Raw genomic sequence first — 22855 nt, forward strand, 5'->3', positions numbered from 1 at the left:
ATGCATGCTTTTTCTTTGTCCACTATTTTCTGACAATGTCCTTACTTTGAATTACACACACTACCCCCTGCGTAAAACTCATCTGAGCCGTTGTGGCATTAAACTCGTTGCTGACAAGGGCCCGAGCGGTTGTAAACCGCGCTTCCGTTAATGGATACTTTAACCCACGCAGTGTCAGTCCCATAACGGGCATTAATGGAATCACCGCAAGGTAGTTCATTTGGTTTTCCGGCACTAATTTATGCGTTCCCGGCAGGTAAAACTGAACTACGTTTTGCCGGTCCCGAAGCGTCACATGAGGAGCTAACCGCCGTAATTCAGGGCGCAGGGGAAACAAGATGTTAGCTAACAGGTGGTCTAACCGTCCTCCGGTCGCCCCGTATACCGTAATGGCCGCTTGGGGCATGGTTGTTGCCAACCACCGCAAGGCTAACTCAGTATCGGTATCATCTTTCTCTGGGGGAGCCTGCACCAGAGTATTTGCCCATGGCGTTACCTGCTTAACCGCCCAGCCCATCCGACCAGCGGTATCAAAATCACCGATTGCTGCAACCATTCGGCAGTGGTGACGAACAAGTGCCACCGCCCCCTTATCAACGCCAAGCCACTGGCCGGCACGAGCAAAAACATTTTCCGGAAGAAACTCTGCTGGTCCCCCGACTAACACGTTTACCTGTTGCATCATATACCCCCCTTATTTTTTCCGTACCGGGGCCGTTGATGAGCCAGCCAGTCCTGAAACTGCACGTAATCAGCATACCGCTGTTGATCAATTTGGCCGTCATCAACGGCCGCCTTTACGGCACAGGAGGGTTCGTTAAGGTGTAGGCATCCACGAAACTTACACCCTATTTGCCTGCTAGTAAACTCCGGAAACAACCCAGGAACGTTTTCCCGGGTAAGATTCCGAAGCTCAAACGATGAGAATCCTGGTGTATCAGCGATTAACGCGGTACCAACGGAAAGAAGTGTCACCCGCCGTGTCGTGTGTTTTCCCCGGGAAAGCGCCTTAGATACGGTTCCCGTTTCCAAAGCTAATTCGGGCGCTAACTGGTTGAGGAGCGTTGATTTTCCCGCACCGGTTTGCCCCATTACCACCGCTACCTGGTTCGTGAGGGTTCCGCGCAACGCCGTAAGCGTGTCCTGGTCATCCGTTTTTGCCGGGAAAAAACACCGGTAAAATTGCTGGTAATACGCGACCTTTTCCGCCAGTTTAATTCGCTGCTCGGGAAGCATTAAATCCCCCTTCGAAAAGTATAGTACCGGTGTAATTTGTTGGGCCGTCAGCATAATCAGCTGCCGGTCCAGTAGGTTTTGGTTAAAGGCGGGCTCCACTGCGGCTGTGACCACGATGGCGCAATCAATATTCGCTACTGGTGGCCGCACCAATTCGTTCTTCCGGGGAAACACCCGCAAGAGGTAACCGTACTCCGTCCCCTTATCAACCTTAAACTCAACCCGGTCACCTACCAGAGGAGCACAGCGTTTTTGCCGGAGTTTCCCGCGGGCCCTGGTTCGATACATGTGCCCGCCGCTTTCCACGTCATAGTAGCCACTTAACGATTGCCGCACCTGTCCTTCCATTTAGTTCCTCCTTAAAGTCCCGGGATTGCTGACCGGGACTTCCGTTGTCGTCTGCGTCATGCTTCCCGGCTTAACCGCAACAACAACCCGCAGCACAGCCCCGTGCCGCACGTATACCCGAGGAGCCGGTTGTTGACTAATTACCGTATTATTCGGGTAATCGCTGGTTGATTTATTAATAATCACCAGCCGCAAACTCTCCTCCGTTGCATACCGTTTCAGGTGTTTAAGTGACCATCCCGTCACGTTCTTAACGTGAAACAACTGTTGGCCGGTATTAACGGTCAACGTCACCGTTGTCTGCTGAGGAACAACGCGCTCCCCCGGGGCAATACTCTGATCCATAATTTGGCCCGCCGTCATCCCAGGAACGTACACGTTTTGACGGAGCACCGTCATTCCCTGGTGCTCCAAACGCCGTTTAACCTGGTTAAACGACTGCCCCTGATAATCGCCGAACCGTTTGCGGTCCGCTCCCCGGGAAACAACTAACCTCACGGCGCCATTCCGGCGAACCTTCTTCCCCTGACCGGGGGTCGTCGTAATTACCTGGCCAGCTAAGTAATGGGAATTATATTGCTTTGTCACTCCCGCAACGCGGAGATGTTTTTCCTGCAACGCAGTTCGGGCAGTTGCAACTGTCATGCCGGCAACTGCCGGAACCTGCTGGGGAACTAACGCCCACACAGCGCCACCACCTAAAATTCCAAGCAGAATAACCCCAACGCCTGCAATGGCCCACCGCCATCGCCGGGGATGGTGACGCCGGTGGTTTGCCTTATGAGAAACGGGAACCTTCTCTTTTTTTGAAGAAACTGGTCGCTCTGTTGGCGTGTTGGGCTGGGCTTCTACCGCCGGTGCCGGTGCCGCCGTATTTAACGTTGGTAATACCTTTGTTTCTTCGTTTACATAGGAGCGCGGTTCCCAGCGTACCTCTCCTTGCCGCTCAAATGACAGGGCAGAATCCAAGTCCTTCTTCATTGCGACCACCGTCGGGTAACGATCCGGTCGTTTCTTAGCCGTGGCGTGTAAAACCACGTTTTCTAATGATTGGGGGATTCCCACATCATACTTTCGTACGGACGGCATTGCTTCTTTACTGTGCTTAAGGGCAATTGCGACGGGAGTATCCCCGTTGTACGGCAACGTATTGGTTAGCAACACAAACAGGATAATCCCCAGGGAATAAATATCAGACTGCGCCGTTACCGCTCCGCCCCGGGCTTGTTCTGGTGAAATGTAGTGGACCGACCCTACCATGGCGTTAGTGCGTGTCATGGTGTCAGCAAGTGCAATGCCAAAATCCGTCACCTTTACATTCCCCTGATTATCAATCAAAATGTTTTGCGGTTTTAAATCCCGGTGGATAATATTGTGCGCGTGGGCTGCCGCCATCGCGTCCAGAATCTGGTCCATAATCCGGATCACTTCCGTGTACCGGAACGGGAAGTGCTGGTTAATATATGTCCGCAAATCAGTCCCCGCAACATACTCGGTCACAAGGTACTGCATGCCCCCTTCTTCCCCGTAATCATAGATGGTTACAATGTGGGGGTTCGTAAGTTCAGTTAAGGCGTACGCTTCCCGCTGAAACCGCCGCATTGCGTCCGGATTATCCCGGAGATCCAAGCGTAATAGCTTCACGCTTACGTCCCGATTAAGGATCAAATCCCGCGCGCGGTAAACGTTGGCCATGCCGCCTTCGCCAATGAGCGCATTGATCTGGTACCGTTCGTTTAAGATGTAGCCGATCTTCATCCTACTCGCCTCCTTCATTCTTAACCACAAGCGCCGTAATATTATCAGTCCCCCCCGCAACGTTAGCCGCTTCTACCAGCCGGTGAACCGCCGCCGTAACCGTTGGCGCCGTTGTCAACAGTTGCTCCATCGTAGACTGGTCCACCAACTTATAAAGACCATCCGTACACAAAAGCAGCTGATCTTCATGAAGAAACGGAAACGTTGCGACGTCCGCTTTAACCTGGTCCGAAATTCCTAAGGTTCGGGTAATAACGTTCTTATGGGGAAACGTCGCCACTTCTTCTGGTTGCAATTCCCCCGCTGCTAATAATTCATTAACCAGGGAATGATCAGTGGTAAGTTGTTGTAGCCGTCCCTTTCGAAAAACGTACGCCCTGCTGTCCCCAACATGGGCAACCACAAAATCCCGTGGAAAAATAAAGGCACACACCAGGGTCGTCCCCATCCCTGCAAGGTCAGGGTATTCCCGCGACCGCTCAATAATAGCGCTATTTTCCTGGGGAATTACTTGCTGAAGCCATGGTTCGATGGCACTAGGGGTGGTGAGAGTTGTTTGCTGAAACTGAAACCCAAGGCTAGAAACCGCCATCTTAGACGCAATTTCCCCCCCTTGATGTCCTCCAAGCCCATCAGCAACGATTGCTGCGGTCACACCGCCCTGATTAGTAACAAGCTGCACGGCATCTTCGTTATGCTGCCGTACCTTCCCGGTAATCGTTTCATAATCCACATCCACTAAAACCACCTCCTACTTAATGCGCCGGAGAGCTGCAATGAAGAACCCGTCCGTCATGAAATCATCCGGGTAAATGGTTAAAGAATCCGTTCCCCGGTCGGTCTTAATCCCCTTGGTCGTTTGTACCCGCTCAAGGGTATACTCGGGATGGCGGGCAAGGAAAGCCGTCACCGTTTTCTCGTTTTCCTGCTGCAAGATGGTGCAGGTACTGTATACTAACCGGCCGCCAACCCGCAACGTGGGAGCGACAGCGTCAAGAATTGCTCCTTGAATAGCGTGTAACTGCTTAGAATCCGCCGCCGTTTTCATGTACCGAATTTCGGGTTTACGCCGGAGTAATCCAATCCCCGAACACGGCGCATCCACCAAAATCCGGTCAAAACAACCAGGAGTAAAGGTGGTGGCTGCTCGCCGCGCATCTAATTGACGGGCGTTAACCCGTGCGGCCACCCCACACCGGGTAGCATTCTGCTTAATTAACTTTATCTTATGGGCATGCAGATCAAGGGCCGTAACTCTTCCGGTAGTTAAATTCCCGGCAATTTGGGTTGTTTTCCCGCCCGGGGCCGCACACGCATCTAGCACTTGATCCGCTGGACGAACCATGAGGGCATCCACCGCGAGCTGTGCACTTTCATCCTGAACGGTAATCAATCCCTGTTTAAAAGCCGCGGTTGCCGGAACAAACCCCCCCGTCACCCGTAGCCCTACTGGTGTAATGGGACTTGGGGTTACCGCTAACCCCGCACGTCGCAGCGCCTCAACTACCCGGACGCGCGTAGCCGGATGAACCACTCGTACACTCTGCACCGGGGGGTCGTTAATTGTTGCCAACATCCGCTCTATTCGGGGGAACCCGTGTTCCGCAATCAGCTGCTGTACGAGCCACTGCGGAACGCTTGCCGTGATGCTAAGCTTTTTTACCGGATCAGCAATTACACTGAGCGGTCGGACTCCCTGGCGCTGAACGGCGTGGAGAACCCCAGTTACAAACCGGCGGATTCCCGCATGACCACGCCGCTTAGCAATCTCAATCGTTTCGCTAAACACCGCCCGGTCAGGAATCCGATCAAGGTAGTGCATCTGGTACAGGGCGCTTAACAACAGCTCATTAACCCAGGGAACTAGCTGCTTTCCCCGAATAAACGGGGTTAACCAATATTCCAGCGTTAACCGGTGCTGTAATACCCCGTTAAAAAGCTGCGTTAACAACCGTTGATCCTTTTGAGTAAGAGGGTGATGGCTGAGGACCTGGTTTAAGGTGAGATTTGAATAGGCGTGCTGCCGCATTACCCGGTCAAGCATATCAACCACAAGGTACCGCGGTGTTTCATTAATCTGCATCGGTAATTACCTGCATTCCTTCCTTAATCTGTTGGCCGCCCCCGTTCAGATAAGCCGTAATATCCATTCGGGCCTTGCCTGCCGGTTGCAGTTCGTTCACTTCGTACTGGGTCCCTTCAGCGGCCGCAAGGACAAGCCGGTGCTTTGTCCGGATAGTGACGGTCCCACTTGGAGCAGTTGTCACCTCACTTAGGGGAGTTACCCGCCAAAGCTTTGTTCGCTTCCCGTTCATATGCGCAAAATATGCCCCCGGCTGAGGCCGCAAAGCCCGCACACGCCAATCAACCTGCGATGCGGTCAGCGCAAGCGACAGCTGCTCCTGTTCAGGCCTAATTGTTGGAGAAAAGACAACCTGCGATTCGTCCTGCGGAACCGGGTTAACCTGCCCCTTAATCAGGCGGGGAAGCGTCTGGAGCAGAAGCGTCGCCCCCACGCCACTCATCCGCGTAAAAATCGTCCCCGTGTCATCGTTAGGGCCGATTGGCAACGACTCTTGCGCAAGAATGTCCCCCGCATCCATAGCCTTCACCATATACATGATGGTAACTCCCGTTTGCTCATCTCCGTTCATGATAGCATACTGCACCGGCGCTCCCCCGCGGTACCGGGGAAGCAATGACCCATGAACGTTAACGGCCGCCACCTTTGCCGCCCGGAGCAGTTTTTCCGGTAAAAATTGGCCGTACGCCGCGGTAATAATGAAATCAGGCTGCATGGCAATAATTTCTTCCATGGCCGCACTCCCACTAATTTTTTCTGGTTGAAGCACCTTTAAGTTGTGCCCAAGGGCAACTTGTTTAACGGGCGAAGCAACAAGTTGTCGCTTCCGTCCCACCCGCCGGTCTGGTTGGGTAACAACCGCCAGAAGGTCATATCCCGCGTCAATTACCGCCGTTAAAATCGAAGCGGCAAACTGCGGCGTTCCCATAAATACTACTGATGTCATTGCTAACTCCTTCCCCTAAAACCCCTGCGGATCACGGTCAATGATTAACTGAATGTGCTGCCGACTAAGCCGTTGGGTGTGCAAAACAAGTTCTCGGAGGTCCGCCTGCAACTGGGGTTCTTGTTTGTACTTAATAATTAATTGGTAATAATACCGATTATTTACCCGCGTTACCATCTGCGGGGTGGGACCGAGTAACCGCGCTTGCGGTGACAAAATTCGCGCTAATGCTGCCCGAATCTTCGTAAGAACCTGCAACACTTGTGCTTCCTGCGGCCCGCTTGCTGTCAGCTGAATTGTGTAGAAGTACGGCGGGTAATCGTTTTGGTGCCGCACCTGCATTTCCCGCACAAAAAAGCCCTCATAATCCTGCTTACCCGCCATTTGGATTGCGTAGTGGTCCGGATTAAACGTTTGAATAATGACTTCGCCGGCCTTTTGTGCCCGACCAGCCCGGCCACTCACCTGGGTAAGCAACTGAAACGTCCGTTCACTTGCCCGAAAATCGGGTAAACTTAACCCCGTATCTGCGTTTAAGACGCCCACTAAGGTAACATCGGGAAAATCAAGTCCCTTGGCAATCATCTGCGTTCCCAAAAGAATATCCGCATCGTGATTGCCAAACTGCGTTAAGATTCGCTCATGCGCGCCCTTTCGCCTGGTCGTATCAACGTCCATTCGTAAAACCCGCGCTGCGGGAACTAACTGGTGTAACTCTTCGGCAACCTTTTGCGTTCCGGTCCCGTAAAACCCAATGTAGCGACTCCCACACTGCGGGCATTTTCGGGGAACCGGTTGTTCGTGCCCACAGTAGTGACACTGCATCCGCCGCCGGTCGCGGTGAAACGTTAATGAAATATCGCAATTCGGGCACTGAACAACGAACCCACATTCGCGACACATCGCAAACGCGGCGTACCCGCGCCGGTTGAGCATTAGCACAACCTGTTCGTTGCGCGCAAGACGCTCCCGGAGAGCCGTAACCAGTTGTGGCGAAAAATCCGCCACCTGCGTTTTCCCCAGCATGTGCCGCATATCAACGAGCTCCACACGGGGCAAAGCCTGACCGTTAATCCGGTGCGGTAGCCGCAGCCACTGATAAACACCCTTTTGTGCCCGGGCCCGGGATTCAAGTGCCGGTGTTGCGCTCCCAAGCACGACGGGACACTGGTGATACCGCGCTCGCCACAAAGCAACGTCCCGGGCATGGTACCGGGGCATACTATCCTGTTTATAACTTCCTTCGTGTTCTTCATCAATGACAATGACGCCAATGTTTTTCAATGGGGCAAAAACAGCTGACCGGGCGCCTACAACAACCTTAGCCTCTCCCCGGGCGATTCGCCGCCACTCATCATACTTCTCGCCCACTGACAACCCACTGTGTAACACCGCCACTTGGTGCCCAAACCGGCTGCGAACCCGGTTTACCATTTGCGGGGTCAGTGCAATTTCTGGAACGAGCATTAATGCGGTTCGCTGTTGCTGAAGAGCAGCGGCAATTGTCCGGAGATAAACCTCCGTCTTCCCGCTTCCCGTCACCCCCTCAAGTAAAAAAGGCGTTGGCGTCTTGTCCTCTTCCGCAGCGGTAATTGCCGCAACGGCCCTTTCTTGGTCCGGAGTCAGGTGGGGCATCCTTGTTTTCTTTACCGGCGCATTAAACGGATCACGGTACTGCTCAACCTGCTTACGAACAAGCCACCCCTGTTGTTCAGCGGTCCGCAGGTGACTAGTTGTTAAGTTCGTCCCCCGTAGAAACTCCGCCTGAAGAACCGGTGCGTCAAAGTGTGCTAAGCGTTTGAGTAATTCCCGCTGACGAACAGCGTTGGCCCGGACGTGCGTTGCTAATTCGCGGTATTCCGCAGTTGTTTTGCACGGTACAACCTGCGAAACGGTCTTCTTGTGCCCACGCTCAGTCACATGGTAATCAACCTTGACAACCCCGACTCGCTGCAACTCAACAATCGTCCGCATCATCGCCGGGGTAAGGCGGTCATCATCAAACGCTATCTCCTTTTCCTTCCCGAATAAAGCCCGCACGCTTGCCGGCACTTTCTCCGGCGCAATAAGCGTAATTATTTTCTGGTACTGGGCGCGCATGGCAGCCGGTAACATAGCCTGCAAGCAACTAATCTTAAAGGCAAACGTCCGTGCAACTAACCAGTCAGCAAGGCGGAGCTGTTCTTCTCCCAGAACAGGACTAACATCAACTAACCGCGTGAGGGCACGGAGTTGCACCCCCTCTGGGGCTTGATCTCCCGTTTCAACGATAAAGCCCTGGACTTGCCGCTTGCCAAACGGCACCTCCACCCGTATCCCCGGAGCAACAACAGTCGTCAATTCTTCGGGTACCCGGTACGTATACGGCCGGTTAGTTTGCTGAGTTGCAACATCGACAATCACCCCAACGTACTTACTGATGGTCACTCACCTGCCCTAAATGCCGTGCAATGGCCTGAATAATTGTTGCCGCGATCGTTTGCTTTGAAGCCTGCGCAACTGCCTGGGGCGTCTCTTCAGGAGTAAAAATGGTCACCGCATTTTTCCGGCTCCCAAACCCGATCGCTTGCTTCCCCACATCATTTGCCACTACCATATCAAGCTGCTTACTTTGAAGTTTGGCACGGGCATGTTCTGCCACCGCCGTGGTTTCCGCTGCAAAGCCCACCACATACTGGTCTGGCCGTTTGTTTTGCGCCACCGTTGCAATAATATCTTTCGTCTGGTGCAAATGGAGGGTTAACTCAGCGCCATTCTTCTTGATTTTTTGGGGCGCAGGATGTTTAACGCCGTAGTCCGCGACCGCTGCAGCGGCAATAATTATGTCTGCCTGGGTCTGGCGGGCAAAAACGGCCTGCGCCATTTCCGCACTTGTCTGAACCGCAACCAAGGTAACCCCCGGAACCGGAGGCAGCGCAGTCGGTCCGCTAACCAGCGTGACTTCCGCCCCCTGATTGCGGGCCGCGGCTGCTAGCGCATACCCCATCCGCCCACTTGAAGGGTTAGTAATGTACCGTATCGGATCAAGATACTCCCGGGTCGGACCAGCAGTTACCAGGACATGCTTCCCGGCAAGTGCCGTGCCAGGAACGAGTTGTTGGTAAAGCCACGTGCTAATTTCCGCGGGTGCGGGTAAGCGCCCCTTTCCAGCATAGCCCTCAGCAAGCATCCCCGTAGCAGGCTCCATCACCCGAGCCCCGTCCGCCCGTAACCGGGTAATGTTGCGCTGAACCGCTGGATTAGCATACATTTGATCGTTCATTGCGGGGATAAAGAGCCGGGGACAAACAGCCGCACACAGGGTTGTTGTCACTACATCGTCCGCGATTCCCAAGGCAACCTTACTCAGAACATTTGCCGTTGCTGGAACCACGACCATTGCATCCGCCCACCGTGCAAGTTCAACGTGTGCGAGGGGCTGATTAGCCGGACCCAAAGTAGTTACCACTGCATGGCCCGTTAGCGTAGTAAACGTCAGGGGCGTAACAAATTTGGTCGCTTGGTTGGTCATCATTACCCGCACATCCCAACCATCCTTTATTAGGGTACGCACCACGGTAGCTGCCTTGTACGCCGCAATTCCGCCGGTGACTGCTACTACAATGTGCTTTGACATGCTCCTTTCCTCCTTAAATAATTGCGTTAATTATGCCTTCATTTTAGCAAGATTTACGGGTAAAAAAAAGAACCGGTCACCCGGTTCATCACTGCCTACTTTTCCTGGTCAGCACCCTTAATCTTCAGCTTACCAGCCGCGATTTCTTCCAGGGCCCGCCCCACGTTCTTACTTGAATTATACTTACTTAATAGTGGTAAAGCTCCTAGATCGAGTTCGTGAGCCCGTTTAGCAGCCAGCATCACCAGTGAATACCGGGAGTCAACCTTCTCTAATAACTTATCAACTGATGGGTATAAAATCATTTGAGTTCATCTCCTAAGTGTTTCTTGTAATCAGGTAGGAAGCGCTTCACCCGCCACCGTTCTGCCCGAATAATGGTTTTGATCTTTTCCGCAGCCTTATCAACCTCATCGTTCACAACGGCGTAATCGTAATTCTGCATCATTTCAATTTCACCCTTGGCCTTGTTCATGCGCTTATCAATCGTCGCCATGTCATCAGTACCCCGGTTAATAATCCGCTGCCGGAGCTCCATCAAATCCGGCGGTGTCAGGAAGATAAAGAGTCCAGCCGGACACTTCTTTCGCACCTGCATCGCGCCTTTAACCTCGATTTCGAGGAAAACATCCTTTCCGCTATCCAATTTTTCGTTAACGTACTTCAACGGCGTACCGTAGTAGTTATCGACGTACTGGGCATACTCCAGCATGCCCCCGTTTGCAATTTCCTGCTCAAACTCCTCCTTCGAAACGAAGTAGTAGTCCTTCCCATTGATTTCCCCCGGGCGCATTTTCCGGGTAGTCATTGAAACAGAATAATCAAACTTATTATCGTCCTGTTCGAAGATCCGCTTCCGAACCGTCCCCTTGCCGACACCCGACGGCCCGGATAAAACGATCAACATTCCTCTTTTCGCCATACTTCCTCTTCTCACCCTTAATCAAACTTATTGTAACCATCATACGGCGGAATGCCCCATTCTGACAAGGGTTAGGTTACAAACTGTCAATGTTTTGTAACTTAATCGTAATTTTCTGTTGCGATTTCGAACGCTCGTTTGTATAATAAAGTCATCATCTTGTTAAGAAGGGGGATAAGTTCATGTTAACGCGTAAGTCGATTGCGACCTTTTTACACCAGTTAAACTCGCAGTTCGAGTATTTCTTTTCGCCGGAAGCGGCGGTTCAGCGTCAGGTTACCACTGAAACCACGCCACTTAGTCAGTTGGTTGACGGTCAAACACCTGTCACCGTGACCCTCACAACGGGTGAAGCTCCACTCCACGGCATTCTTAATTGGCTAAACGCCACTGATGCGTTGGTTCTGACCGTCCCCGGGGAAAAAGTTAAGCGGATTATCCGCCCTAGCCAAATTGAGCACGTTGCGTATGATAATTAAATAACCCAATTGGAGGTCGTGGTGAGAGCTACGGCCTCCTTACTTTTTCGCATAATTCAGTACAAAAAACGATCACAAAAGATTGGTACTAGTCATTCGACCCTATCTCCCGTGATCCGTATGGCGGGCTTCTTCCACCACGCCCGTTGTTTGTTTTAAACCATCCTTATTTTCTTTGCTTTTCTAAAACATAATATCGTTATTCTGGGTAAACCATTGCTTATCCGCTTGTCGTAACGCCGCCGGATCCTGTAATAATTGCCGGTACTGTTCAATCTGATGGCGTTGAGAAGACGAACACTGTTGTTCGTCAATATGCCGTAAGCACTCCACCAGCACCTCATGTAACTGCTTAAGTCGTGTTGGCGGCGATAACCTTGTTCCGTCTGGGCGGGAAAAGTAAATATTTTTGCGACATAACGTCAGGGTTTTTAACCAGTCCGCAGTGATTAGCGTGGCAGTCGCCGGACTGTGCCATTGATTCAATAAGGAACAAAGTGCTGCCGTTTCAGTTGCCCGAACAGCCAGCCGGTGTTCATCATAGTGATTAACCGCCGAACCAACCCGTTGCTGATAATGGTAGTACGCACTTGGACTAGTAAGGACCACCGAACACTGATAGAAATACTGGTAATTTAAAACCGTATCTTCGCCCACCGGTAAATTCTGAAAAGTAAGCGGTTGTAATAACGTCTGCCGGTATACCTTATTACAGTTATAAAACATCCCGTCAGCAGCATACAATTGGGGAAAAGCAGCAATGAACGCCGCTTGGTCCATCTTCGGTGGCAGGTTTAAGTGCGACTGGCGTTCTTGGTTGCCCGGACCATCAAACGCAATGTCACTGATAATTAAATCCGGCATTTGTTTTAAAAGCGGGACTAACCCCGCAAACGCCGTCGGATCAAGGACGTCATCCCCGTCAACAAACGTAACGTACGGCGTCGTCACCCGTTGGACCCCCACGTTTTTGGCATGCGCAGCCGACCTATGCGGGGTAGTTACCAGCGTAAAGCGGGAATCGCGCGCGCATACTGCCTTTGCAATTGCACCTGTTTCGTCCGTTGAGCCGTCATTTACAATGATGACCTTAAATTCAGGCATCGTTTGCTGCTGCAAGCTTGCCAGGGTTTGCTTAAGGTACGCCGCCACGTTATAAACAGGCATAATTACCGTTAATTCTGGCATCACCGCACCTCCTTAATCTTATCTTTGCCACAGAAAATGAATCAATAACTGGTCAACTTGGTGATTGGCGTGCAATCGACTATGCTGAGCCTTCCATCCCGAAATCATGACCGTACGGTACGATTTAGCCCGCACCGTAAGGGACCGCATTGCGCGGGAAGAATTATTCCCGACCGTCCCGTCTGCATTTGTTCCGTTAATGTTGCCGTAAATATTCAGCACCCGGATTCCCTGCGGATAGGTTCGCCGAAGTTGCGCAATTCGTTGATATGTAGCGGTTGGATGGGTTGGTACGCCCTCCTTGGTTAACGCAGAATTACTTCCGGCCATCCGAAGTACCCCGTTAAACGGTCCGGCAATTGCCACCTGCTTTTCTACCCGCGGCAGGTTAGGATCACTCCCGTACCGTAACAGGTAGGTCATAATATCAACGTTTCCCTTTGAATGGCCCACGAAGTTAATCCGCTGAACGTGATCGTCCCGTTGAAGTTGGACGATAATTCGGTGCAACCATGCCGCGTTTTGGGTTGATTGGGATTCCCGGTTAGCCGCAAATTGCACTTCTACGATGGGATTCTTAGCCTGCCGGTTAAACGTCCGCGACAAACGCACCTTCCCGCGAGTACTAACATCGGCGCGCACCACCGTATGAGTCACCCCAGCGCGTTCAGCAGCCTGCACCATATGCTGTTCCGCGTGCGCACTACTCCCATAGCCGTGCACGAACAACGTTACCACCTGAGGTTGTTTTTTCCTCGTTTTGGAAGCGTACGCTAACCGTGCTCCTCCTACCATGCCAATTATCATTACCATAATAAGTCCAAGCAACCCGATCCGTTTACCGTGGTTCATCGTTGCACCACCCCTTAATCAGTAAAATAACTAATCCTATTTTATAATTATTCTATTAAAATTGCTATTTTCAATTCCCCGACCATATAAAAGCGGTAACAAACCAGGAGGGAACACCCGATTGCCCGGAAGAAACAAAAAGATCGGGACCTTTTTCCCAACCTTTTCCTTAAATTAGACGTGTAAATACACTTTAACTAAATCTTCGTAATTCCAATCATGATGGGTTCATCCCCCCACCAAACACAAAAACCACCAGCTAAACAGGAGACATCCACCGCATAATGGACGCTCTCATCACCTTATTAGTGAATTTTTCCCGTACTAGAAGCTTACATTCCCCAATTCACGGTAAAAATCAACCTTTCACCATTAGTGGTGCCAACTGCTCCTCAACCTGCAAACGTGTTGCTCCCGTCGGAATGAGCGACGCTGCAACGTACGCGCCTTCAATCAACGGAACATTATAGATATGAATTTCCTTATCGGTGAGTTCGCTCGCCATTTCCAAGTTCATCTTAGCACTGCCAAGGTCGTAAAAAGCCAGGATTGTATCCGCCGGGTTATCCGCAAAGGCAGCGGTGATTTTTTCCATGCTAGTACCAATCCGGCCATCATCGGTTCCCCCCGCAAACGTAATGGGGGTTTCTCCCGCAACTTGTTTGAGCAACTGAACGACACCCGCGGCAATTTCTGGCACGTGGGACACAACGGTAATTCCAAGCATTATTCCACCCCCACGTCTAATAAAGCAGTAAGCAGGTATCCGGTGGAAACCGCCCCGGGATCAAGGTGACCCTTCGCCCGTTCACCAAGGTAAGAAGCCCGGCCCTTGTGCGCAACGAGATCGCGGGTGTGTTCAACCGCCGTTTGGATAGCTTCTTCCGTAAAAGTATCATCCTGAATCTGAGGAACTACCACCTGCCAGACATCAACCATCGTTTTATCGCCGGGGTGGGCACCACCCCGTTTCATTACCCCGGCAGCCGCGGCAGCAAGCAGTTCGCCCGCATCGTTCGTTACCGCACTCTTCTTCGCCATTTCTAAGAAGGCCGTGCCGTATAACGGTCCCGCCGCCCCACCAACCTTACTAATTAATGCCATAGCCGTTTTCTTTAGGGCTTCAGTAAGGGTCGCTGGTGCTGGTTCAAGGGTAGCCATGACCGCATCCATCCCCCGCACCATGTTACTTCCGTGATCACCATCGCCAATCGCATCATCAAGGTCATTCAGTTCTTGTTTATGCGCCGTAATAAGTTGTGCAAAATTTGTCATCCACTGAACGTCCCTTTCAACCGTTAGTTTCATAATTTCCCTCCTACCATGCAATCGTTGCAACCGGATAATTCAGGTACTCCAGCCACTTTTTATCCGCCACTTCCATAATGGTCAGGGAAATCCCTGCCATGTCAATTGACGTCATGTAATTTCCAACCTTCATAAACGCTGGTCTAATTTTCTTGTTCGCTAACTGCGTCAGCAAATCGTTACTAAAGATATACTGCTCCATTAGCGGCGTGGCTCCCATGCCATTAACGAGCACCGCGTAGTCTTTTTGCGCATCGAGATGCAGGTTATCATCAATTTTACCAAGGAGTTCGGCAACCAGCTCCTTGGACGGCTTAATCTTTTCCCGCCGATACCCTGGTTCACTGTGAATTCCCACTCCGTACTCAATCTCATCGGCAGCAAGTTCGAATCCCGGCTTACCCACTTCGGGAACGGTCGCCGCGGATAGGGCCACCGCAATGGTGTTAATGTGCGGAAGGACTCGCTGGGCAAGCTGCTCAATTTCATCAAGGCTCGCTCCTTGATCCGCAGCCGCTCCTAAAATTTTGTGCATCAAAACCGTTCCAGCGACGCCCCGGCGACCTTGAGTATACAGGCTGTTTTCAACGGCAATATCATCGTCAATGACGATAGATTTAACCGGAATATCATCCATTGCTGCCATATCCTGTGCCATCTCAAAGTTCATTACATCACCGGAGTAGTTCTTAATTACCAAAAACACTCCTTTCCCGTGATTGGCTGCTTGAATGGCTGCGTAAATCTGGTCGGGAGTAGGCGACGTAAAGACCTGTCCCGCTACTGCCGCACTCAACATACCTTTTCCAACGTAACCAGCGTGAGCGGGTTCATGACCACTTCCACCACCGCTTACGATGCCAACCTTCCCGACCATCGATTGTTCATCATTCCGGACAACGGCCATCATTTCGGGGATCTGTTTGATATATTGCGGATATGCTCCCACCATTCCCCGCAGCATTTCCGGCACAACATTTGCTGGATCATTAATAATCTTTTTCATGTCCACCGCTCCTTTCAGTTTCATTGTATAATAAAGCGTTTTCAAATGCAGCTTCAAATTAAGCGGTGTCGTTTATCGTCACCGCCTAATCAAATTCATTTAATTCAAAACTAACCTTGGTTCCTACTCTTCGCCGTCTTCCTTTTCAGCTACTACCGCATCGCTTTTCGCTTGCGTTGGTACTTCATCCATAATCCGGTTGTACTTCTTCTTGAAGAAGATTAGGATGAAGACCGCTGCAACAACGTACAGTGCGCCCGCAATGTAGTATGCAGTTGCATATCCGGATAATGACTTAAAGAGGAAGAACGTACAGAATAGTCCGGAAACAACTCCCATCAATGAGTTAACCAACGACACAACCGAACTAAAGGCTGGCCGTAAATCCTTTGACACCATCGCCATCTGCAATGACTGCTGGATTGGTGCCGTTGCGTTCGCAATACCTGACCGCAAGAACAAAACCACACCAACAATAACAACGGCGACCGTTCCGGTCCCTAAGGCACGCCCATTGGCCATTAGAATCATCATCGGAGCAACGGTAATTCCTGCCGCTGCCATTGAAACAATTGATCCTAGTTTCTTTTCCAGGAATGGCGCTAACAAGTAACCCAAGAACATGGCAGCGTTCTGGAACGTATTAACCGTTGCAGCTACCCCCCGTGGCATGTGCAGGTAATTGTTCAGGTAAATCGGGAAGTACGGCGTTACCAATAACGCCCCAAACCGTACAAGCACCAGGTATAATACCCATATCAATACCGTCTTAGTCATTAACTGCTTAAAGTTACTTGGACGCTGAGCTGCTTCGTCCCGTTCCCGTTCAACAGGGGTTTCACGGTAGTCACTTGGCTTCTCCCGGAAGAATAGCGCGAAAATAAACGCTAATCCTGCAAGGACCGCTGCAATTACAATCACCCACCGGTAAGCAGTTGTGTAGTTCGCTAGCATTACACCATGCATGGCTTCCTGATGAGCTGATAAGGCTGATGCTTTTCCGTAGGAAATATGTTGCAGCAGTGCAAAAAAGTACACAACCAGCTTTCCGCCGAGGAACGTCAATACCGTCTGACATACCAGATTATCCACCAGTATGTACGTCATCCATTTGGTCTGCTTTTTCCGCGGAATGTATACCGCAAACATAATTGGGTACAGGTAATCATAAATCCCAATCGTAATGGTTGAAGCAACGCACATAATGATAATCAACGGCACATTATTTGTTATTACGGTAACTACTAGTGCAGCAACCGTAATTGGCGGCGCGATTAACATAATCTTCTTAAACCCTGTCCGGTGAATTAGGGCAATTAGTAATGAAAGGATTAACGTTCCAATTGAACTATACAGGTTAAACCCCTTCACTAACTGGGGAGCCACAATTTGGTAATACGACATCAGTGCGTAGTTTGTAATCCCCGTAACGGCTCCTAATAACCCGTAAATCCAAACATAGAGCCATACATTGCGTTTTGCCCGGCCAGACCAGGCCGCTTCGCTATCCGCTGATAATGTGTCCATAATCATCAGTCCTTTATTATAATTTACTTGTCATTTACTCATCGACACATAGACTTATTTTACTCTTTTATCACTAAAATGCAATTCATCATTAAATTGACAACAAAAACGGAATACTACATTTGTATTCCGTCGCTTTTATTATCTGTTTTTATGTTAACCAATTCTACCGCAGTAATTAAATATACTAACCGATATTTTTAAATTATTCTAATTTACCCGTTTCTAATTAATCACCTTCATATTTCCTAGAAGTAATCCGCGCGTATCCGATTAAGCCAAATAATGCAATTAAAAATAAAATGCTTCCTAAAATACCCACAATACTTGTCAAACTATAAGTTCGACTAAATAAACTAATCGTCCATGAACCAACCGTCATTAACAAGGATTCGCCAAAATAGATAACGGACATCGCGGTAGCTCGGATTCCTTCGTAAGACATTCGCTGAATTTCCGCTTCAAAAATTGCATTCCACAGCTCAAAAGCAATGTTAATAAACATCAATCCGATTAACACAAACGATAATTGGTGCCAAAGAAAACTTCCAAAGCATACTAGACATCCTAATTGCAATACAAACGATAAAACTAGCGGTTTAATAACCTTTGTTATTTTATAGAGAAAAGCCAAAATAAGTCCTGCAATCAATGCCATCAATCCGAAAATAAACCCTGCTTGGGCAACGGAAAGGCCTCCCTTAGTCAGCATTAATGGCCCGTATTGATGACTAATCGTAACGGCTGCTGATGAAGTACACATTAACAGAATCACCCACCGAAATGCTTGGCTTTCGCGCACAAACACCCCGAACCGGTGCCAAATCTGCTTAAACGACTGTAAATCTTCCACTTCATCACCACCAAAATCAGCGGGATTAATGCTTAAGGCCGTAAAGAAAGCTAACGCCCGAATTAAAATACAGCAGGCAAATAAAGCCACCCATGAATATTTTGCAATCGCTCCGCCTAAAGCGTTACTAATTGCCATTCCAAAAATTGCTACCATGTTAAAGTAACCGGAATATTTTAAAAATTTCTTTTTCTCAGCCTCCGGCACTGATTCGTACATCAAGGAAACGTCCGTTCCAGAAATGAGCGCTAACCCCAGAGCAAATAAGACAAAACCAACGTACAATAGCCAATGTTGGGCCGGGAAGAAATACGTAATTAAATACAAAATACTTAACGTTTCCCCCAACAATAACGCATTTTTATGACCTAGTCGATCAGAAATAATCCCCGTTGGAAATTCAAAAAGAAACTGACAAATGGTAAATACACTTTCTAGTAATGCAATTTCACCAACGGACCAGCCCATTTGTTTTAAATAAATCATCCACATGACCAGCTCTAACATAATATTAGACAGGCCATTATAAATTATTACCTTCTTCATTATTAATTTTCCCCTTTATTGTTATCATTAAACATCCGCTTTCGCTTATTTTAATAACCTATTAGGAGGCCAATTTACCAGAACGGTATTAGTCTCCATTTCAACATCATGTACACCAAGAAACATTATCACTCGCTTAAAAATGGGACGTCGTTCCATGAATCGCTTCACAATTATGAAGCGATTCTGTCGGCGTCCCATTATAAGCTACATTTAACCCCCAAACGCAACTACTAAGCTGTTACCGCAGCCGATCGCTGCTTGTAATCATGCGCCTCTTCAGCAGTGCACCACACAAAGTGTTGGGGAGTAATTTCGCGTAACTTCCGCCCCTCCACCTGTTTTTCAACACTTGAATCGTAATCCTTCCGGTGCCGTGCCCGCTCAATATGCGGATCAGGAACCGGAACCGCCGAAATCAAACTTTCGGTATACGGATGAAGGGGATGTTCGTACACTTCATCTGCCGGACCAACCTCTAATAACTTACCGTGATGCATTACCCCGATTCGATCAGAAATATACTTAACCATGGATAAATCATGGGCAATAAACAGGTACGTAATCCCACGTTTGCGCTGTAAATCCTTCATTAAGTTAACAACCTGTGCCTGAATTGAGACATCCAACGCAGAAATGGGTTCATCAGCAATAATGAACTGCGGATTAACTGCTAAAGCACGTGCAATCCCAATCCGTTGCCGTTGCCCTCCCGAAAACTCGTGCGGATACCGACTAGCATGGTCTGAATTCAACCCTACTGTTTTTAGCAAGCGGGCAACCATTGCATGCCGTTCTTCCTTATTTTGGGCAAGGCCATGGACATCGATCCCCTCTGCAATGATGTCTTCTACAGTCATCCGCGGGTTCAATGAAGCCTGGGGATCCTGAAAAATCATCTGGGCCTTTTGGGCAAAGGCCAACTGTTCCTTCCGCCCATGAATTTCACTGATATCTTGCCCATCAAACACAATCCGCCCAGCCGTAGGGTGATCTAACCGAATAATATTCCGTCCCGTTGTCGTTTTACCAGAGCCAGACTCCCCAACAAGCCCAAACGTTTCTCCCTGGTATACAGAAAAACTGACGTCATCAACCGCCCGAACAACCTTTCCGTTGCCCCTTTCAAAGTAACGTTTTAAATGTTGAACCTCAAGAATTTTTTGCGTCATTAACAGGAACCTCCTTACTATTCAACTTAGCAAACTGCGCCCACCGGCGTTGAATCTCTGGCGGCGGTGTCACCTGGGGAGCATCAGGATGCAGTAGCCACGTTGCCGCAGCATGGGTTGCTGAAACCTTGAAAAACGGGGGTTGCCGCCGCTGATCAATTTTTAAAGCGTACGGGTTACGGGCAGCAAACGGATCCCCCACGGGAGGATTAATTAAGTTTGGCGGAGTCCCCGGAATTGCATCTAACCGATCCTTAGTAGCTAACGTTGGCATTGAATTTAATAACCCCCATGTATATGGGTGTTGCGGATTATAAAAGATATCATCAACCGTCCCATACTCGAGAATCTGTCCGGCATACATTACTGCTACCCGATCAGCAATTCCCGCAACAACCCCTAAATCATGGGTAATAAAGATAATTGATGTCCCGAATTTCCGTTGAACTGTCCGCATTAAATCAAGAATTTGCGCCTGCACCGTCACATCAAGTGCAGTCGTTGGTTCATCTGCAATTAAAATTTCAGGATGGCAAATCAATGCAATCGCAATTACAATCCGTTGCCGCTGTCCTCCAGAAAACTGGTGCGGATAATCATGCGCCCGTTTTTCAGCATTAGGAATTCCAACAAGCTTTAAGAACCGAACCGCTTCCCGCCATGCCGCTGCTTTTTCAACGTGCTTATGCTTAATCAGTGGTTCAGCAACCTGCTTCCCAACCTGCATCGTTGGGTCCAACGACGTCATCGGGTCCTGGGCGATCATCGCAATATCTTTTCCTCGTAATTCTTCAAGTTGATGCTTTTTCATATGAAGCACATCATTTCCGTGGAAAAGTACCTGTCCGTCCTTTAGTTCAGCATTTTGCGCTAACAATCCCATAATTGCCTTTACGGTCACTGATTTTCCCGAACCAGACTCACCAACAATCGCTAAGGTCTCCCCGCGATTAAGGTGAAAGTTAATTTTTCGAATCGCCTGAACATCACCAGAATAGGTGTGAAACGTGACTCGTAAATTATTAACATTTAAAATAGTTTCTCCCATCGCGTTACTCCTTTGTCTTTGGATCAAATGCATCCCGCAAACCGTCACCTAATAAATTGAAAGCAATCATTAATACACAGAGAACAATTGCCGGGAACCACATCTGGTACGGTAAGAACTGAAAATTCTTTTGCCCTTCGTTTAACAAAACCCCTAACGACGTTTCTGGTGCTGAAATCCCGATTCCAATAAAGCTCAAAAAGGCTTCAAAGAAAATAGCATTTGGAATCGTGTACATTAACTGAATAATAATAATGCTCAGTAGGTTGGGAACCAAATGGCGCCAGGCAATTCTCCACGGAGACTCGCCCAGTGTCCGGGCAGCCAGTACGTATTCCGTCGACTTCAATTGTAAGGTTTCAGCCCGAACCATTCGGGCCATTGTCGTCCAACTTGAAATGGCAATTGCACAAATAATTGAAGTTAATCCTGGTTTAAGAACAACCAACATCAACACCACAATAACCAAATTAGGGACAGCAGAAATAATCTCAATAATTCGTTGCATAACGTTGTCAACCTTGCCGCCACACCAACCTGATATAATTCCGTATGACACCCCAATAATCACGTCAAAAAACGATGCCACAAGGGCGACAATCAGTGAAATCTTAGTCCCATAAACAATCCGTTGCGCTAACGAACGTCCCATATTATCAGTTCCCAATACAAAACACTTATTCCGTGGAACACCCGCAGCCTTATATTCATCCACCCAATGGCCGTTAACCTTTTGTTTTCCGTTTAAGCCATTGATTGGACATCCCGGCACCTTGGCGGGAAGATTTGCATAAGTTGCATTAGAATGTACAAGGGTTTTCTGGGTAATAAAAGGACTTGAACCAAAGGCCGTTAGTGCCATAATCACAATTACAACCAGGGAAACTAACGCTCCCTTATTGGCTTTTAACCGCCGCCATGCATCCTGAGCAAAGGTTAGCGACTTACCAGTTACCTGTTCAGTTTGCTCAGGATTTTGTGTTGATACCCGTTCGAAGTCATCTGCTAGTAATTGACTACTTTCTGTCATTTATTCTCGCCTCCCGTTAGCCGAATTCGCGGATCGATCAATCCGTATATTAAGTCAGTTATTAAGATAATTACAACCAGCCCAACGGAGAAGAGCAGCGTCACGCCCATGATTGTCGGATAATCGTTTGTAATAATTGACTTAACGTATTGCTCACCAATTCCTGGAACAGAAAAAATGTTCTCGACTACCATTGAACCAGTCATCAATGCAACCGCATACGGTCCCATTAACGTGACTAACGGAATTAAACTATTACGTAAGGCATGTTTAAAGACAATTTCATACTTACTTAGCCCCTTAGCCTTAGCCAATTGAATATAGTCTGATCCTAAAACATCAACCATCTTAGTCCGAACAAACCGGGCCGTTTGCGCCAGCGGACCAACCCCCAGTGCAATTGTTGGCAAAACTGTATGTGAAAAGTTTCCCCAGCCAGCAACCGGTAACCAATGAAGCTTTAATCCAACATAATACTGTAATAGGATTGCCAATACGAAACTCGGGACGGAAATTCCAAGAATGGCAACTACCGTCGCGGTTGTGTCCTCCCAACCGTTCCGGTGGACGGCTGCAATCGCACCAATTCCAATTCCAAAGAACACCCCAAAAATCATTGCTTGTAATCCTAATTGTGCTGACGCCCCAATCCGACTTGCAATTAACGCGGTTACGGGCTGATTGTTAAATTGAAATGACGTTCCCAAGTTTCCATGAAGCAAATTTCCCATATAAATCAGATATTGCTCCCATAACGGCTTATTTAACCCATACTGTTGCTTCATGATATGCAACTGAGCAGGAGACAGCTTCTGCTGGTTTGTAAATGGTGTCCCCGGCATCAATCGCATTAAGAAAAACGTAATTGATGCAATCAAAAACAACGTCACTATCATTGCTAAAATTCGTTTTAATAGATATTTCTTCATGAACCTCT

General features: G+C 49.1%; 22 protein-coding genes. 1 reads left to right on the top strand and 21 read right to left on the bottom strand.

Annotated elements, in window-relative coordinates; all coding sequences use genetic code 11:
* Positions 1-22: 22 nt before the first annotated feature.
* From ACI3EZ_RS00900 to gmk, 10 genes are all read right to left on the bottom strand, one after another.
* Positions 23-682: a thiamine diphosphokinase gene (locus ACI3EZ_RS00900; RefSeq protein WP_405025231.1), complete on the bottom strand. Its 660-nt coding sequence runs from the start codon at positions 680-682 to the stop codon at positions 23-25.
* Positions 682-1584 carry a ribosome small subunit-dependent GTPase A gene (gene rsgA, locus ACI3EZ_RS00905; protein ID WP_405025232.1) on the bottom strand — a complete coding sequence of 301 codons (903 nt, stop codon included), beginning with the start codon at positions 1582-1584 and terminating at the stop codon, positions 682-684. Before rsgA ends, ACI3EZ_RS00900 begins: the two co-directional genes overlap by 1 nt.
* Positions 1585-3342, bottom strand: a complete 1758-nt coding sequence (gene pknB, locus ACI3EZ_RS00910; RefSeq protein ID WP_405025233.1) for a Stk1 family PASTA domain-containing Ser/Thr kinase — start codon at positions 3340-3342, stop codon at positions 1585-1587.
* A 1-nt stretch (position 3343) separates the two neighbouring features.
* Positions 3344-4081, bottom strand: coding sequence for a Stp1/IreP family PP2C-type Ser/Thr phosphatase (locus ACI3EZ_RS00915; RefSeq protein WP_405025234.1), 738 nt, complete (start codon positions 4079-4081; stop codon positions 3344-3346).
* 12 nt (positions 4082-4093) lie between these two features.
* The gene (rsmB, locus tag ACI3EZ_RS00920; protein WP_405025235.1) at positions 4094-5425 is read right to left on the bottom strand and encodes a 16S rRNA (cytosine(967)-C(5))-methyltransferase RsmB; all 1332 of its coding nucleotides are present in this window, start codon (positions 5423-5425) and stop codon (positions 4094-4096) included.
* Positions 5415-6371: a methionyl-tRNA formyltransferase gene (fmt, locus tag ACI3EZ_RS00925; protein ID WP_405023733.1), complete on the bottom strand. Its 957-nt coding sequence runs from the start codon at positions 6369-6371 to the stop codon at positions 5415-5417. Before fmt ends, rsmB begins: the two co-directional genes overlap by 11 nt.
* 15 nt (positions 6372-6386) lie before the next feature.
* The gene (priA, locus tag ACI3EZ_RS00930) at positions 6387-8792 is read right to left on the bottom strand and encodes a primosomal protein N' (protein WP_405025456.1); all 2406 of its coding nucleotides are present in this window, start codon (positions 8790-8792) and stop codon (positions 6387-6389) included.
* Positions 8785-9987: a bifunctional phosphopantothenoylcysteine decarboxylase/phosphopantothenate--cysteine ligase CoaBC gene (gene coaBC / locus ACI3EZ_RS00935; RefSeq protein WP_405025236.1), complete on the bottom strand. Its 1203-nt coding sequence runs from the start codon at positions 9985-9987 to the stop codon at positions 8785-8787. Before coaBC ends, priA begins: the two co-directional genes overlap by 8 nt.
* Positions 9988-10082: 95 nt before the next feature.
* Positions 10083-10292, bottom strand: a complete 210-nt coding sequence (gene rpoZ, locus ACI3EZ_RS00940) for a DNA-directed RNA polymerase subunit omega (RefSeq protein WP_283581771.1) — start codon at positions 10290-10292, stop codon at positions 10083-10085.
* The gene (gene gmk, locus ACI3EZ_RS00945) at positions 10289-10909 is read right to left on the bottom strand and encodes a guanylate kinase (RefSeq protein ID WP_405025237.1); all 621 of its coding nucleotides are present in this window, start codon (positions 10907-10909) and stop codon (positions 10289-10291) included. The genes rpoZ and gmk overlap by 4 nt, the downstream gene beginning before the upstream one ends.
* Positions 10910-11091: 182 nt before the next feature.
* Between gmk and ACI3EZ_RS00950 the strand changes: the two genes are divergently transcribed.
* A complete protein-coding gene (locus ACI3EZ_RS00950; RefSeq protein WP_405023736.1) occupies positions 11092-11388 on the top strand; it encodes a hypothetical protein in 297 nt (98 codons plus the stop codon).
* A 183-nt stretch (positions 11389-11571) separates the two neighbouring features.
* On the opposite strand, the gene ACI3EZ_RS00955 is transcribed toward ACI3EZ_RS00950, so the two are convergent.
* The 11 genes from ACI3EZ_RS00955 to opp3b form a co-directional block, all read right to left on the bottom strand.
* Positions 11572-12576, bottom strand: coding sequence for a glycosyltransferase family 2 protein (locus tag ACI3EZ_RS00955; RefSeq protein WP_405025238.1), 1005 nt, complete (start codon positions 12574-12576; stop codon positions 11572-11574).
* Between the two features lie 18 nt (positions 12577-12594).
* Positions 12595-13428, bottom strand: coding sequence for an alpha/beta hydrolase (locus ACI3EZ_RS00960; protein ID WP_405025239.1), 834 nt, complete (start codon positions 13426-13428; stop codon positions 12595-12597).
* Positions 13429-13786: 358 nt separating this feature from the next.
* A complete protein-coding gene (gene dhaM, locus ACI3EZ_RS00965; protein WP_405025457.1) occupies positions 13787-14158 on the bottom strand; it encodes a dihydroxyacetone kinase phosphoryl donor subunit DhaM in 372 nt (123 codons plus the stop codon).
* Positions 14155-14736: a dihydroxyacetone kinase subunit DhaL gene (gene dhaL, locus ACI3EZ_RS00970; protein ID WP_405025240.1), complete on the bottom strand. Its 582-nt coding sequence runs from the start codon at positions 14734-14736 to the stop codon at positions 14155-14157. The genes dhaM and dhaL overlap by 4 nt, the downstream gene beginning before the upstream one ends.
* Positions 14737-14746: 10 nt before the next feature.
* Entirely contained in the window at positions 14747-15742 is a 996-nt protein-coding gene (dhaK, locus tag ACI3EZ_RS00975; RefSeq protein WP_405025241.1) for a dihydroxyacetone kinase subunit DhaK, read from the bottom strand.
* Positions 15743-15865: 123 nt separating this feature from the next.
* Positions 15866-17269 carry an MFS transporter gene (locus ACI3EZ_RS00980; RefSeq protein ID WP_405023741.1) on the bottom strand — a complete coding sequence of 468 codons (1404 nt, stop codon included), beginning with the start codon at positions 17267-17269 and terminating at the stop codon, positions 15866-15868.
* A gap of 229 nt (positions 17270-17498) precedes the next feature.
* On the bottom strand, positions 17499-18668 hold the full coding sequence (locus ACI3EZ_RS00985) for an MFS transporter (protein WP_405025242.1): 1170 nt from the start codon (positions 18666-18668) through the stop codon (positions 17499-17501).
* A 233-nt stretch (positions 18669-18901) separates the two neighbouring features.
* Positions 18902-19840 (bottom strand): ABC transporter ATP-binding protein, encoded by a 939-nt coding sequence (locus ACI3EZ_RS00990; protein ID WP_405023743.1) that lies wholly within the window; start codon positions 19838-19840, stop codon positions 18902-18904.
* Complete coding sequence (locus tag ACI3EZ_RS00995) at positions 19821-20888, bottom strand: ABC transporter ATP-binding protein (protein WP_405025243.1); 1068 nt, start codon at positions 20886-20888, stop codon at positions 19821-19823. Before ACI3EZ_RS00995 ends, ACI3EZ_RS00990 begins: the two co-directional genes overlap by 20 nt.
* Before the next feature lie 4 nt (positions 20889-20892).
* Complete coding sequence (locus ACI3EZ_RS01000) at positions 20893-21918, bottom strand: ABC transporter permease (protein WP_405023745.1); 1026 nt, start codon at positions 21916-21918, stop codon at positions 20893-20895.
* A complete protein-coding gene (gene opp3b, locus ACI3EZ_RS01005) occupies positions 21915-22847 on the bottom strand; it encodes an oligopeptide ABC transporter permease (RefSeq protein WP_405023746.1) in 933 nt (310 codons plus the stop codon). The genes ACI3EZ_RS01000 and opp3b overlap by 4 nt, the downstream gene beginning before the upstream one ends.
* Between the last annotated feature and the right edge of the window lie 8 nt (positions 22848-22855).

The sequence above is a fragment of the Ligilactobacillus sp. LYQ60 genome (assembly GCF_045033015.1).
GTDB lineage: Bacteria > Bacillota > Bacilli > Lactobacillales > Lactobacillaceae > Ligilactobacillus.